Source organism: Shewanella sp. Scap07, assembly GCF_013394145.1.
Taxonomy (GTDB): domain Bacteria; phylum Pseudomonadota; class Gammaproteobacteria; order Enterobacterales; family Shewanellaceae; genus Shewanella; species Shewanella waksmanii.
In genome coordinates this window covers 1,030,936-1,045,775 of the sequence record NZ_CP041329.1, presented here as the reverse complement: position 1 = coordinate 1,045,775, position 14,840 = coordinate 1,030,936, and the positions used below count along the sequence as shown (strand labels likewise).

15 protein-coding genes are annotated in these 14,840 nt (G+C 44.7%); 9 read left to right on the top strand and 6 right to left on the bottom strand.

Annotated features, from left to right (window positions below; translation table 11 throughout):
* Nucleotides 1-9: 9 nt before the first annotated feature.
* The gene (locus FLM48_RS04560; protein WP_179023761.1) at nt 10-756 is read right to left on the bottom strand and encodes an SDR family oxidoreductase; all 747 of its coding nucleotides are present in this window, start codon (nt 754-756) and stop codon (nt 10-12) included.
* Nucleotides 757-983: 227 nt separating this feature from the next.
* On the opposite strand from FLM48_RS04560, the gene FLM48_RS04555 reads away from it, so the two are divergent.
* The gene (locus FLM48_RS04555) at nt 984-1,199 is read left to right on the top strand and encodes a hypothetical protein (protein ID WP_028773205.1); all 216 of its coding nucleotides are present in this window, start codon (nt 984-986) and stop codon (nt 1,197-1,199) included.
* Between the two features lie 62 nt (nt 1,200-1,261).
* Here the strand turns inward: FLM48_RS04555 and FLM48_RS04550 are convergent, their stop codons facing one another.
* Both FLM48_RS04550 and FLM48_RS04545 read right to left on the bottom strand, forming a co-directional pair.
* Nucleotides 1,262-1,510 carry a hypothetical protein gene (locus FLM48_RS04550; protein WP_256871050.1) on the bottom strand — a complete coding sequence of 83 codons (249 nt, stop codon included), beginning with the start codon at nt 1,508-1,510 and terminating at the stop codon, nt 1,262-1,264.
* Nucleotides 1,511-1,625: 115 nt separating this feature from the next.
* Nucleotides 1,626-1,853: a hypothetical protein gene (locus tag FLM48_RS04545; protein WP_179023760.1), complete on the bottom strand. Its 228-nt coding sequence runs from the start codon at nt 1,851-1,853 to the stop codon at nt 1,626-1,628.
* A 162-nt stretch (nt 1,854-2,015) separates the two neighbouring features.
* Between FLM48_RS04545 and FLM48_RS04540 the strand changes: the two genes are divergently transcribed.
* From FLM48_RS04540 to FLM48_RS04525, 4 genes are all read left to right on the top strand, one after another.
* A complete protein-coding gene (locus FLM48_RS04540; RefSeq protein ID WP_256871049.1) occupies nt 2,016-2,576 on the top strand; it encodes a YcxB family protein in 561 nt (186 codons plus the stop codon).
* Between the two features lie 156 nt (nt 2,577-2,732).
* A complete protein-coding gene (locus FLM48_RS04535; RefSeq protein ID WP_179023758.1) occupies nt 2,733-5,462 on the top strand; it encodes a PAS domain-containing hybrid sensor histidine kinase/response regulator in 2,730 nt (909 codons plus the stop codon).
* Nucleotides 5,449-5,790, top strand: a complete 342-nt coding sequence (locus FLM48_RS04530; protein WP_179023756.1) for an Hpt domain-containing protein — start codon at nt 5,449-5,451, stop codon at nt 5,788-5,790. Before FLM48_RS04535 ends, FLM48_RS04530 begins: the two co-directional genes overlap by 14 nt.
* On the top strand, nt 5,787-6,950 hold the full coding sequence (locus FLM48_RS04525; RefSeq protein WP_179023754.1) for a response regulator: 1,164 nt from the start codon (nt 5,787-5,789) through the stop codon (nt 6,948-6,950). The genes FLM48_RS04530 and FLM48_RS04525 overlap by 4 nt, the downstream gene beginning before the upstream one ends.
* 29 nt (nt 6,951-6,979) lie before the next feature.
* Here the strand turns inward: FLM48_RS04525 and FLM48_RS04520 are convergent, their stop codons facing one another.
* From FLM48_RS04520 to FLM48_RS04510, 3 genes are read right to left on the bottom strand one after another with little or no spacing between them, the layout of a single operon-like run.
* Nucleotides 6,980-8,077 carry an ACP S-malonyltransferase gene (locus FLM48_RS04520; protein ID WP_179023752.1) on the bottom strand — a complete coding sequence of 366 codons (1,098 nt, stop codon included), beginning with the start codon at nt 8,075-8,077 and terminating at the stop codon, nt 6,980-6,982.
* Entirely contained in the window at nt 8,077-10,308 is a 2,232-nt protein-coding gene (locus FLM48_RS04515; protein WP_179023751.1) for a dehydrogenase E1 component subunit alpha/beta, read from the bottom strand. Before FLM48_RS04515 ends, FLM48_RS04520 begins: the two co-directional genes overlap by 1 nt.
* A gap of 59 nt (nt 10,309-10,367) precedes the next feature.
* Entirely contained in the window at nt 10,368-11,543 is a 1,176-nt protein-coding gene (locus FLM48_RS04510) for an acyl-CoA dehydrogenase (protein WP_179023749.1), read from the bottom strand.
* A gap of 247 nt (nt 11,544-11,790) precedes the next feature.
* Between FLM48_RS04510 and FLM48_RS04505 the strand changes: the two genes are divergently transcribed.
* From FLM48_RS04505 to FLM48_RS04490, 4 genes are all read left to right on the top strand, one after another.
* Complete coding sequence (locus tag FLM48_RS04505) at nt 11,791-12,633, top strand: LysR family transcriptional regulator (RefSeq protein WP_179023747.1); 843 nt, start codon at nt 11,791-11,793, stop codon at nt 12,631-12,633.
* 167 nt (nt 12,634-12,800) lie between these two features.
* Nucleotides 12,801-13,691 (top strand): MipA/OmpV family protein, encoded by an 891-nt coding sequence (locus tag FLM48_RS04500; protein WP_179023745.1) that lies wholly within the window; start codon nt 12,801-12,803, stop codon nt 13,689-13,691.
* Between the two features lie 5 nt (nt 13,692-13,696).
* A complete protein-coding gene (locus tag FLM48_RS04495; protein WP_245608419.1) occupies nt 13,697-14,119 on the top strand; it encodes a DUF3019 domain-containing protein in 423 nt (140 codons plus the stop codon).
* On the top strand, nt 14,119-14,832 hold the full coding sequence (locus FLM48_RS04490) for a response regulator (protein WP_028773192.1): 714 nt from the start codon (nt 14,119-14,121) through the stop codon (nt 14,830-14,832). Before FLM48_RS04495 ends, FLM48_RS04490 begins: the two co-directional genes overlap by 1 nt.
* The last annotated feature ends 8 nt before the right edge of the window (nt 14,833-14,840 follow it).

Below are 14,840 nucleotides of genomic sequence, written 5' to 3'. Positions count from 1 at the left end.
TAGGTGCCGTTAACTGAATTTGCGTAGTACAGACAACGGCACAAACTTCAACAAACGATATACCACTGACCAAGGCCAACTGGGCACATAACTATGACGTCGCTCCTGCTCTATCGCACAAAATAGGGCTTTACCACCCGTTTCAAGGTCGACAATAAAAGGTACTTTTTCCACTTTGGCGTTGATCTCAGTACGAATAAAGCCTGGATGTATGCACGACACCTTAATAGGAGTGCCTAACATCTCTACCGCGAGACCTTCTGTCATTGAGGTTAATGCGGCTTTTGTTGCACCATAAACTGTCAGAGCACGCCTAAATCCCCTAGCGGCGCTAACTGAAGAGATAGTCACCAAATGGCCGTAGTTTTGCTTTCTAAAAATTTGCATTGCGGCTTCAGTTTGCGCTAAAGCGGCAACAAAGTTAGTCATTGCCGTTGCCTTATTGGCTTCAAATTGCCCAGTACCTATGCTGGCACCTTTGCCAATGCCGGCGTTAATAATGATCCGGTCAAGCCCGCCAAATTGCTCGGCTGCTTGCTCAAATGCGCTGAAAACCGCTTGGTGGTCATCAACATCAAGCTGCTGAATCAACACCTTTATACTGGGATTGATCTGCTTCAATTGTTGTTGCAACTGCTGCAAGTTATCTAGCCGTCTGGCACATAACACTAAATCACGACCATGTGCTGCGAACTCAATGGCCATCTGCTTGCCAAGCCCTGAACTTGCGCCTGTTATTAGTATCCTTTTACGCATATCCATCCCAAACTGAACAATGACTCTAGAACGTAATGCTTATATAAGTAAATGTAAACCATTAAGGATTATATGACGCCAAAAAAACTACAACTAAATATTGAGATTACAGTCGAAAATTTCGCTGAAAAGCATTATATAAAATCGTCATTAATTAAGTAATGATGAAGTTGAGTAACACTCAAAAATAACAATCAGAAATAACAACCACTACAAGGAATTAGTAAATGAATATCAAAAAAACACTCGCGTTAGCCGTCACTGCCATTGCAATCTCTACCGCAGTACAAGCTGCTTATTGGGAGTTTTCCATCTACTCATATGTCGATGACAATGGTGTTGAAGTCGGCCGAGTTTATATCCCGTGTTTTAACCGTAAAGCGGTCCTTACCGGTGTTAGAACCAGTAATAAAGTACTGGTAGAGCGCGGCGTGTGCGCATAGGGAACAAGTACCGCTAACGACGTATGTTGGCGGTTTTTCAGTTCAAACTAAAACATAAAATGCTAGTAGAAATATATTAAGGCAGCAAACAGGACAACATAAAATACAATACCTAAAGCACAAACAGCATTAAAATCTTTACTTTTAATTCGCTTTTCTCGGCTAAAAATAGCAGGTAGATATAATGGCTTTTGTATTTTCCCAAAGGAAAATATCGCCAATAAAACCGCCCCTGTTGTATAAAACAACACGGACAAAACTAACTCCCATACAACCCAAAAAATCAGTTCTGCCGCAAACTGCACCACCATGAGTCCTCCTTGAAACGATATTGTGTTACTGCGCAATTAAGCCAAATGGAACATTCAAACTAAAATGCGCCGATAATAAGTAAACTGAGCGTTACCTCTATCTTTAATTACCACCTTAGCCAGCCATATACTTGAGCAGCAGAAAAAATCCACCAAAGAAGCACAAACCAAATAACACCATCATGGTCAACGTCTTAGATTGGCGCATCGATTTAACTAGCGCGAACAGGGTATCAGCTTCGAGTAAGTCACGAGCCCAGCCACCAGCATGACTTTTGTTTCGACGCTCGATGTTGGCTTGAAAACGGTGAGATTGCTTAGGTGTAGAAACGAAATTATCCATGTTTTGCCTCTTCTGCTTCATTGCAAAAGCCAGCATAACCACACCAAGGTTAACCAAATAACAACAAACCATTAAACTTAATTAACAGTGGAACGAGGGACATTTGAGTTTATTTATTAAATGATGAAGTTGGCAACGATAGGCAAAGGTCTTTTGCGGCTAATGAAACACAGTATTTTGCAAGGACAAGCATTGCAGTTAAACTACAACAAACACTTTTACTCATTTTGTGTCATGACATCAGCATATCGCTACCAGCACCAATACACCCTAGATAAACACTACTACCTAGAATGCTTTGATCAATCAGTACCGACCGTTGAAGGCTATAAACCCTACACTAAAGCAATCGGATTTATTTTTGTGGGTACCGCATTGTTACTTACCGACACCAATGCCTATGCTTCTTGGTTTATTATTGGCTTGGGATTTGTTGAGGGGCTCAGTGTCCGTTTCAAGCGTACATGGTGGTTATGGCGACAACTCATGAGCAAAGCGTCTGGCCACAGTGTGGATCTAACCATCGATGATGAGGGGATCACTAGCCAATCGGCCGTCATTACCCACACCATAGCATGGCAGCAGGTCAATCAAGTTATCACCACCAGCAAGGGCTTGTTGCTACAACTGGAAAAGGGCCAAACCTACTTATCAAATCAGGTGCTTGATGAGTCGGCAATTGCATTTATTCATCAAAAAGTCGCCGAGACAAAACCTGCGTAACACTTAACTATTGCCGAAGGTATTTCTTATCACTGAATTACCTTTGGCTAGATTTAGCCTACATAACAGCATAAAAAAGGTGCTTATTCACAACGCAGTAAAATTTTGAACTGCTACACTTAAAGCCACACCCCTATATATGGATGTATATGGCTTATGTATCAAAAGTTCATGGATGATGACTTCCCCTTTGCCATGATGCTGTCCAGCGTTAATGGTGACATTATTGAGTGCAATCAGGCGTTCAAGTCCCAGTTTAACTATCAGTTTGATTCAACGATAAAAACAAGTGTTACGTCGCAGCTTGTACCACTGGGTGCAGCCTTTGCTAACCAAGCTAGTAAACAATTTAGTGATTTGGTCCTGCAAAAAGATGGCTTGTTTATGTTCAAGCATGCCAACGGATGCACACGAGTACGAATATCAGCGCAATATGATCATCACCAGCACCACTACTTACTTCTATTTACGCCGCAGTCTTCTGATAAAGCTTGTCCATTACAACTAAATCAATTGATCGACAGTGCCAGTATTGGTTTGTGGCGATATGACATTAAAACAGGGCAATTTAGCTGCTCGCAAAAAATGCTATCACTCCTTGGCCTCGAGCTTAACTGTCGCTATCAATGGCAAGAGTTTGTCGAACAGATTTGTCCTAATGACCGACACAAATTTGCCAGCCTAGCCGACCTAGCATCCGCCAATAGCAGCAACTGCTTTCAATTTAGTATGGAAAACAATCCTAGCAGTCTTTTCGAACTGCGCTGCAAGCACTTTAGCTATCAATCATCGTCAGAGCTCATCGGCTTAGTATTTGATAGAACTGAATCTAATGACATGCTGCAGGATTTGAAGAAACTGCACGAAGCGCGAGACTTAGCACTCGATGCGGGCAACATCGGTAATTGGCACGCCGAAATAGACCGTCAAGGTCAGTGGATGTGGAACTGGGACAAACGTGCCAATGAGATGTGCGGTATTGCTGAGCATCGGCGCGGAGATATTAAAGCTTGGGTGGAACGTCTACATCCAGAAGATTGTGATCGGGTGTTTTCAGCAATAGAGCATTCCCTTGAAACGGGTGAAGCTTTTCATCAAGAGTATCGCGCTATCCATGACAATGGCGATATCGTCTACGTTGTCGGTAAGGGCCAAGTGGGTAAAAACGATCTCAATCAAAATAGCCGAATCGATGGGGTTTGTATCGACCAAACCCCGATTGTAGAAGCACAAAAGGCACTTCAAGAAAGCAATAACACCTTAGAGTCGCGAGTAGCGCAGCGTACAACGGAATTACAAAAGGCCAAAGAACTTGCCGAACGTGCCAGTCAGGCAAAAAGTGAGTTCCTGTCGATGATCAGTCACGAATTACGCACCCCGATGAATGCGGTAATCGGTGCACTTGAATTGCTAGAGTTTACTGACGATTCTAAGGAGGCGGATGAACTGATCAATACGGCCTCCACTTCGGCAAACAACCTTATATACATACTCAACGATATTCTCGATATCAATAAAATTGAGTCTGGAAAGATGGATGTCGAACAAGCTGATTTTTGCATCTCAGAGGTCGTGCAAAACCTGCAACAGCTATTTGCCCCGACAGCCCATCGTCAAAACCTAGATTTTGTGATTAATGAAGACCCTGACATTCCAGCCTTACTTGAAGGCGACAGTGTCAAAGTCAGGCAAATATTATTTAACCTGCTAAGCAATGCGATGAAGTTTACCCATTCAACTTCAGATGTAAGAGGCAAAGTTGGCCTCAAAGTATCCATTAGCGAACAAAACAGTGTGGTAACTAAGGTTCGATTCACGGTCACAGATACCGGCATTGGTATAGACAAAGACACTCAAAAACAGTTGTTTACTCCATTTACCCAAGCTCAAAAATCAACTACCCGAGAGTACGGTGGTACTGGGCTGGGCTTAGCAATTTGCGGCAAGTTGACCAATCTACTTGCAGGAGAAATCAGCTTAGAGAGCGAGCAAGGCAAGGGTTCCAGTTTCAGTGTTGAGCTGCCTTTCTGGCCAGCAAAATCAAGTGGCCCCGCCCCGGCGTTACTGCATCATCAAATAGCAGTAGTGACGTTACAGCATAATCCGCTCGATACTCACCGAATCACCCAGTACTTAATCAATGCCGGTGCAAACGTCACCAAGGTTTCACTTGATGAGCTTTTTGATGCCGAGCAGCACTTCGATGCAGTGCTAGTGCTCAGCGGCAACTACACTGAAAGCCAGCAGGAGTTGGTGCAACTTTTTGGACAAAATGAACAAGCTGATAATCTATTGCTACTGATCCCCAATGGCGATAAAAACAAGCTGCAAAGCCTAATACCACTTGCCGTTAGCTTAAATCCTTTTCCGCTGTGTCAGGCACAGCTAATTCAAGCCTTAAGCGACTCGATTAATCAACGAGATACCATAGACTTAGATAACCTAGACTTGAGTTTTACTAACCTTAGCCAGCCGCAACAGACCACAGAAACTGCTCGTCAACATGCCGACATTTTGGTGGTAGAAGATAACCCACTCAATCAAAAGCTCATCGTAAAACAACTCAAGACATTAGGTTATCAATGTGACTTAGCTGAAGATGGTGTCGATGGCATTGCACTATGGCAAAACGATCAATACAAGCTTATTTTGACCGATTGTCATATGCCTAATTTAGATGGTTACGACATGTCTAAAAAGATTAGAAATCTTGAGTCATTAAGTAATAAGGATGCCATCCCTATTGTGGCCATTACCGGTGCGGCGATGAGCACTGAATTAGACTATTGCTATCAATCTGGCATGAATGATTTTGTCAGTAAGCCAATCCAGTTGCGCGATTTAGAAAAAGTGATGCAAAGGTGGTATAGCCATGACTCCTATTGAAAGCGCCATTTTGGATCGCAATATCCTAATTAGTCTCATTGGCGATGACCCGCAAGAAATTGCCGATTTTCAGCATCAATTTATCGCTCAGGCACAACAGAGCCTTAAAAAGTTAGCAATGGACTTCAATCAAGCCGACTTTAATGGGGTAAAACAAGAAGCTCACTTCTTAAAAACATCGGCTAAAGCCATTGGCGCACTGCAAGTGAGCGATATTCTACAATCGATAGAACATGCCGCCGTTGCTCACGATAAAGCGACCACTAAAAGCCTCATTTTGTCACTTAAACACGCGCTGCAAAGCTTAATTGGAGCGATTCAACAATGATGAAAAAATCCAATATTGCCAGCCGTCATCCTAAGGTGATTATGATTTATGATCACGAAGAAGACATTGTCGGTGCTGCGAGTATTATTTCGGAACAAGTACCAGACTACCGCACCCTCCCGGCAGATAGGCACATTAAAGATAGGTTGCAGGAGTTTAAGCCCAGTGTCATTTTATTTGCGATGAGTACCATTACCGACAGTATCGAGCTTTATACTAAGCTTATCGACGCCAAGGTCATTGATTTTATTCATTACAGTGTCTTGATGTGTAAAAACAAAGAATCAGGTATCGCCTTTCGTTGTTGCATCAAGAATGTGTTCGACAATTACTTTGTTTACCAACCTTTATACGAAAAGTTTCGTCTCAAGGCGATAGTCCATAACGGCTTATCGATCACCCAATCCCACAGTCAATACCAGGGCCTTTCAGACGACCAGCTCGATGATATTGATGCCAGCTTAAAAACCCTCATCGATAGCGGCAGTGATTGTCGGCAGCACCTACTTGATTCAGTGGCAGAGTGTAAATCAGCACTTGCTGCCGCACCAGCAACCAACCACGGCATTAATGATGACCCGGAACAGATCATTGCGGCACTAAAAAGCCAACATATCGATCCACTGCTGGCTGATTTAGAAGACCAGATAAAGTCCGGCCTCGATGCCATGCTAGATCAAATGCTAACCAAGCAGTTAGCGTTAAAACAGAGTAATCGACGTCAGCAACCAAGGGAGAAAACCAGTAGCAACACCCTGAATGACTTGCTTGTCCCACCGCCCATAACCAAAGCCAAGCGCCACAAAATTCTCGTCGTTGAAGACAATCACCTGTACCGAGAAATGATCGTTAAAGCCCTGCAACAAGATAAATTTGATACCGATGAAGCCAGTGACGGCATCACCGCATTGAAAAAGATTAAGGCGAATGACTACTCACTTATCCTGATGGATCTGTTCATGCCTAATTTGGATGGCATTAACACCACCAAACAAATCCGAGTGGTTAATAACGGGCAAGATATCCCGGTCATCGCGCTCACAAGCAATAATAACCGCGACTTAATTAAACGTTGGGCACAATTAGGGCTCAAAGGTTATATTCTGAAACCCTCAACCAAACAAGAGATTATCGCTGCAGTAAACACCACCATTAACTAATTGGGTGTATTGGCAGTGACAAAGTGCCTCTACGTAACAAAGTGCCGCTGCGTAATAAGATGACGCTGCGCTTCATCACCCATAGAGATCAGTTGTGGCTGCTTAACTTGCGCCGTGCTAAAGCTGGCTTTATCTGCCCAAGCAAACCAATTGATATCTATCAATGACTGCGCAGTCGCGCCGCCTAAGGTGTTACCCGGCCCGAGTATAATCACTTTATCGGGTGCAAACTCCTTCACCGCTACCTGAATCGCGCGAGTAAAGTCATAGGGCTCGACCACCTGATTGCGCAAAGTATATTGATGCAACTGGCGTATATCGGTGCTGAGCGGATACCACAAGTGACCGCGACCATCGACCATCGGAATAGTGGGTGCTTGAAACAAGTGCACAGGTAACAACTCTTGACCTCGCTGCGAAATATCTTGCATCAGCGGCGTGTGAAATGCGCCATGATTATAAAGGCGCAGCGGATACTTATCGTCAATACTGGGCAACAACTCAACCGCTTGGCTCAAACCCGCTTCGTTACCAGCGATAACTTGATAGCCACCTAGATTTATTGACAAATATAACTCGCAGCCGTCAATTTGGCTGACTTGTTGGATCACCTGCTCAACTGCCTTTTTCGCCTGTGAATTAACTTGCCAGTGCGCATCCATTACTGGGTAAATAATCTGCCCACCAATCAAACCATCTGCCATCATAGAGCCCATGGTGTTAATCACTTCAATCGCATTAGGCTGTGACAACGCGTCCGCGCAGGCCATCGCAATATACCAGCCCATCGAATTACCGGTCACGGCCACCACTTCATAACGGCTTTGATCGATATCCATAAAATCAGCTAAAGCACAGGCATAAATCAATGCAGAAGCATTCTCCCCAGGCGTATGCAACTTGAAATTGTATTTCTTGGCCTGATCTAATTGGCTGATGGCTGCCTGTTGTTGCTTAGCTCTAAAGTGGTCAATGCCTGCAACAAGCTGTTTTTTATCAGCATGGTACTTAGCGAGGTAACCCAGTTCAGTCTTGTTGTAGCAACCGCGTCCAGGTGCGACTACGACCACTCGCTCACGCTCAGCGCTACCATGTTGGCTCTGGTCACTATGTGGATTAAAGCTCATCAATTGGCCTCGTTCGAGTTAGAATCGTTTAACATAGCAAGCGCTTTAGTCATGATGTCATTGCGACTTGGCAGTGGTAAGGTGGCCGCATCAGCCAGAGGAATAAAGCTGTCTTGTGCGGTAATGCGCGCAAGCCTTGGCGTATCGTCCCCCAAATGCTCATGCAGTTCCGTACATATTTGCTCACTGATAGACCCGGTACGGCGACACTCATCAACAACCAATACATTAGTCGCCCCACTAATTTCAGCCGCTAACCCCTGGCTATTTAATGGTGCTAACCAGCGCAGATCAATAACGGAAACCTGCCAGCCCTGTTGCAATAGTGCTTGCTGTGCTTGGCGGCAAAGAAAGTAGCCATTACCGTAGCTGATCATGACCAATGCTTTACCCTCACCCTCAACATGAAAATCCCCGCATCTCATCGGCACACTGGCGGCTTCGCTTTGGTAACTATGACTCCAGAGGCCATCGCCCTCTTTCAGCAAATCTCGAGTCATATAACGTGCGATAGGCTCCAGAAAAATCACCACTCGCTGCTCTTCTAGCGCTAACCGCACGCATTCACGCAACATAGCCATGGCATCAAAACCATTTGATGGACAGGCAATGATGACGCCGGGAATATCTCTAAATACCGCAAACGAGTTGTCATTGTGGAAATGACCACCGAAGCCTTTTTGATAGGCGAGGCCAGCAATGCGGATCACCATAGGGTTAGTAAATTGACCATTTGAGAAAAATGGCAACGTAGCGGCCTCGCCTCTAATTTGATCTTCAGCATTATGCACATATGCAAGAAATTGGATTTCAACAATCGGCAAAATACCATTGTGGGCCATGCCGATCCCCAAACCCAAAATGGAGGTTTCATCTAACAAAGTATTAATGACTCGGTTAGGACCAAAACGCTCAACTAATCTGGCAGTAACGTGGTAAACCCCACCTTTACGACCGACATCTTCACCGCATACCACGATGTTTTTGTGCTTCGCCATCAACTCCGTGAGTGTTAAGTTAAGCAACTTCCCCATATGGATGGGCTTACCCAGTGATGCTTTGTCAGCTTTTAGCAACAAGCTGAGTTGCTGCTCATCTAGATTTGGCGGTGATAGCCGGTCACGCTTTGGCGGAATGATTGAGGCCATCACGTCGGCGGCACTCGTTAGTTTAGGCCGACTAACCGCAGCGTTAGCAACAGCATGGATTTGCGTTTTTAATTGCTGATACCGCTCAACAATCTGCGTCGCCGTCATCAGCTCGCTGTCAATGAGTTGCTGGGCAGTAACCAACAATGGGTCTTGCGCTTCGTTGTCCAATATTTGCTGTTTGCTCATATAAGCAATTTCGGCATCACTACCCGCGTGCCCCATCAGTCTCACGGTACGAACATGTAAAAATACTGGAGTACGATGAGTACGGGCATAATCTGCGGCCGCTCGGCTAGCCTGATAGCAATCCAATATGTCACGTCCATCACAACGGATGTACTTTAATGCGGGCCGATTGGCAAAGTTTGCAGCAATCCAGCCTTGTGGCGTCGGTGTAGAAATACCTATGCCGTTATCTTCACAGATAAACACTAATGGCATTGGCACATGTTGATATGCCGCCCAACAAGCCGCATTGATTGCAGTTTGTGCGCTTGCATGATTTGCTGATGCATCGCCAAAGTTACACAGCACCACACTATCGGCAGCCATGTGAGCCGCCACAGCCACTCTTTCGGTGAGCGGAATACTCAGCGCTGCGCCTACGGCTTTAGGTAAGTGCGAGGCAATCGTTGATGTCTGCGGCGGGATATTAAGGGCTTTACTGCCAAGCACTTTATGACGACCGCCGGAGATAGGATCATCACTGGCGGCGGCAAAAGATAACAACATGTCGTATAGCTGACTCTCACCGTCTAAATGACGACCACGTTCTAACATAAATGCGGCACTACGATAGTGCAAAAAAGCCATATCATCGACCCGAAAAGCCAGTCCATAAGCCGCGTTGCCTTCATGGCCCGCACTGCCAATGGTGTAGAAGCCTTGATTACGACTGCGCATTTGCCGAGATTCTAGATCTAATAAGCGGCTTTTCAACTGAGAATCAAATAAGCCAATAAAGTCATGTTGACTCAAACCTAGCTTGCGATAGTCATGCCCATGGGCAATATCACTAAATTGCTGTTGATTAATGCGATCGATAAAACTGCGATCGATAGCGATAGCTCTGTCTTCCATACGAATCCATTACCTTGCTAATAAAGAGGAGCAAGGGAGCAAAGCTCCCTTGTTATCGATCACCCGAAGGCTTGAATGCCGGTTTGTGCCCGTCCTAAAATGAGTGCGTGAATATCGTGAGTGCCCTCATAGGTATTAACAGCCTCAAGGTTCATAACATGGCGAATAACATGAAATTCATCTGAAATACCATTGCCACCATGCATATCTCTTGCAACTCGCGCAATGTCCAATGCTTTACCACAGGAGTTACGTTTTATCAGCGAGATAGCCTCAACCGGTAACTGGCCAGCATCCATTAACCGCCCAGCCTGCACACAGCTCAGTAAGCCTGTGGCTATCTCTGTTTGCATGTCTGCGAGTTTCTTTTGAATCAACTGTGTAGCCGCCAATGGTCGATTAAACTGAACTCTATCTAAACTGTATTGCCTTGCCGCATGCCAGCAAAACTCTGCGGCACCCAGTGCGCCCCATGCAATCCCATATCGGGCTTTGTTAAGACACCCAAATGGCCCTTTTAGACCGCTGACATTTGGAAGCAGGGCTGACTCGCTCACCTCGACATTGTCCATGACAATTTCACCGGTTATCGAAGCTCGCAAAGAGAATTTGCCTTCGATTTTCGGTGCACTTAATCCGGGCATGCCTTTTTCTAAAATAAAGCCCCGAATTTCACCGTCCAACTTAGCCCATACCACGAATACGTCAGCAATCGGCGAATTAGTGATCCACATTTTGGCTCCGTTTAACCGATAGCCCCCCTCAATCGCTTCCGCGCGCGTTTTCATGCCGCCGGGGTCAGAGCCAACATCAGGCTCTGTTAGACCAAAGCAACCGACCCACTCGCCTGTTGCCAATTTAGGTAGGTACTTCTGTCGTTGATCTTCGCTACCATATTCATGGATCGGGTGCATGACCAATGAAGATTGCACACTCATCGCCGAACGATAGCCACTATCTACCCGCTCTATCTCTCGCGCCACCAGTCCGTAACTGACATAATTTACATTCGAACACCCGTATCGCTCTGGCAGCGTCGCGCCTAACAAGCCTAATTCACCCAGCTCATTCATAATTTGCCTGTCAAAATGCTCTTGGCGATTAGCCATTAGCACCCGGCTCATCAATTTATCTTGCGCATATTCGTGCACACTATCGCGGATCATCCGCTCTTCTTCAGTTAAGAGTTGATTTAATTGCAGTGGATCAGCCCAGTCAAAATGTGCACGTGCCATGAGAATTCCTTTGTTGATGTCGATTTAATAACCCAGCAAGTGATTACCGATGTTAGCGAGTAACGCCACGCCCTAGCAGCGAGTGTTTAATCCGTCCGTTATGCCAGTAATCAATAATCAGCAATAGCTACAATAAGGGGATTCTCGGTCAATAAAAAATATTGTTTTTCTTTGTCATTTATAGTTTTTAGCTATACCTTACGTAAAGGTAAATAAAATCAAACGTTGAGTGATTTTGGGGGCAGCGATGAACCTGCGAGCGCTAAAATATTTTGTCGCGGTATTAGAAAAAGGCAGTATTAGTGCCGCTGCGAAGCACTGTTATATTGCTCAGCCTTCGATTTCAACGGCCATTGTACAGCTGGAAAAACAGCTCAATAATCAATTATTCATCCGTCACGGCAAAGGCGTGCGTGCCACTGAAGCGGGTTTACGGCTTTACCCTTTGGCGCAACAACTACTCAGCGAAGCAAAAGCCATTGAATCTTTGTTTAGTTCACCTCTGCAACGGGCAACATTCAAGCTGGGACTAATCCGCTCATTGGGCGTACAGCGGATGAGTCAACTACTAAAAGAATTTACCCACACGGCAAGCGATATTGAGCTCAGTTTAGTTGAGCCAAACGAGCCTGCTGACGCTAGAATTATTACTACGACAGATTTGGTCTCCACTGAGCATTTTGAAGCAATCTGGCACGATAACTACCTACTGGCGATTCCTGCCAGTTTTAGTCTCAGTTTACAAAGCAAAATACAGTTACAGGATCTTAACCAGCAGCCTTTTATTTATCGCGCCCCTTGTGAAGCCTTAGCAGAAATGCAGCAGTTAATGGATTTAGAAGGGATACAGCTGCAAATTCGCGCGCGTATTCAAACCATAGAGTATGCAGTTGGTTTGGTCAGTGCCGGAGTCGGCATCGCGCTTGTTCCCGATATTCCAGCCATTACTGAGCAGAAAAATATTGTATTTAAGACTTTGCAGGATATCGAATTAAAACGCACTGTAGGATTGGCACTCCCCAGAGAAAGGCAGCTCACTTCAGCACAACAACTCCTGCAACAAATCTGCCAACAACACAAAACCAAATAGCAGCATTAACACACAAAGTGGCAACATAATAGTCGTTACCGACAAACAATCACCTAGTTTGTGTATCAGTTTGCATCAGAAACCATTAAAAAACTGCTTAAGAGTGAGCGAGATGATACTCTGTTGCCGGATATGTTAATTCTGTGATGGGGTTTTGAGTAGCTGCTATGAAAAAGCTTAACCTGATTTTGCTCAGTGCAACTTTATTGTGCACACCACTGTTTGCCAGCGAGCAAAACTCTTGTGGTGAGTATAGTGAGTGCATTGCCATTGATCGTTGGGATATCGGTATTGCTGCTGGCTACGGTGAAAGATCTAATCCATTAAAAGACTACGATGATATTCCCATCTACCTGGCACCGACCATTGCCTATTACGGCGACAGTTGGTTTTTTGACAATGGTAATTTTGGCTATACCTTAGCAGAACAAGAAAAATATACCGTCAACCTAGTCACCAGCTTTAGTGCCGATAGCGCGTTTTTCTACCGCTGGGATCCATCTAATATCTTTATTGCTGGAACAAACTCGTTCAAACAACAAGTGAGCGCGATGCCAATGCTTGCTGACTCGAGTGGCAAAGACAAGCATTCTGCGTCAAAAACGGTTTTTAACGAACTAGAAACTCGACACTTTACACTTCTTGGCGGAGCCGAAGCATTTATTTACACTCGAGCTGGTATTATCAATCTCAGCCTTGCACATGACATGTTCAATGTGCATCAAGGCACAGAGGCCAAAGTGAAATGGTTGTATAACGTCGCCATTGAACAATGGAAGTTCGAATTAGCCGCAATAATGAACTGGAAAAGCGAAGAGATAGTGGACTACTACTACGGAGTGAGACCCAGTGAAAATATCTACTGGAGTGAACACTTTGATGCTAAATCAGCGATTAATCTTGGTATGGAATTTACCAGTCAGTTCGTAATGACCGAACATTGGGAGCTAGTGTTTTTAGCTCGCTATACAGATATTGCTGATGAAATAGCTGACAGCCCACTGCTCAATGAACGCTACTCGAGCACTTTTTTTGTCGGCACGGCTTATAGGTTTTAAGTGTAGTGCGTTTGTTTCATCCTTTATTGATAACTTGGTGTTTATTGTTACTGTCTTTATTTGGCAGTGATTTTGCGCAGGCCAATGATGATAAATTTGATCTAGGGCCCAGTTTAAATCTCTCACCTCAGTTTTGTATCACGTCAATAGACGATAATATCTGTGAACTAGATATCACACTCGAGTGGGATGACAGTGTGACACAAACAGTGTGCATATTATCTGATCACGAGGCGCTGCCTAAATGGTGCGCTCAATCAGCTGATATTCACTCATATAAGTTTTCAATAGAAGCTAGCAAGGACGTGCAATTTATCATGACTGATAAAGCCAGCAATCAAACATTAGCTGGTGTAAAACTCAAGGTCACGCCCGCCACTGAAAAGCAGGTGCGACGTCGCTACCGAAACCCATGGAGTTTATTCTAATGACCGAACCTCAATCGACCCATCGAGTCCTGTTGGTAGAAGATGATATTCGTCTTGCCAATCTGATTGTGGATTACTTAAAGTCGCATGGAATGCACGTAGAAGTCGAACGCCGCGGGGATACCGTTCTTACGCGTTTAATTAACTACAAGCCTGATATTATTCTACTTGATATCATGTTACCTGGCATGGATGGCTTGACCCTGTGTGAGAAACTACCAGACTACTTTGCTGGCCCAATATTATTAATGAGCGCTTTAGGCTCTAATGAAGACCAAATTAAAGGCTTAGAACTTGGGGCTGACGACTACGTAGTTAAACCTGTCGACCCAGCGTTACTCATTGCCCGAATCAATAACCTATTGCGCCGCACAGCAAAACCACCTCAAGTGGAATCGCACTGCTTAAGCTTTGGTAAATTGAGCATTGACCCTCATACTCAAGCAATTCGACTAGGTGAAACCGAAGTTGATCTGACCAGTCACGAATTCGAGCTATTGTGGTTACTTGCTTCGCAAGCCGGACAAGTACTAAGTCGCCAGTACATCTACCAATACCTGCTAAATATTGATTTTGACGGTAAAGATCGCAAAATAGATGTAAGAATTTCTCGCTTGCGTAAGAAATTAGGCGATAATATTGAAACACCGTTCAGAATTAAAACGGTATGGGGCCAAGGCTACTTATTTGCGCCGGAAGCTTGGAACAACTAATTAACCAA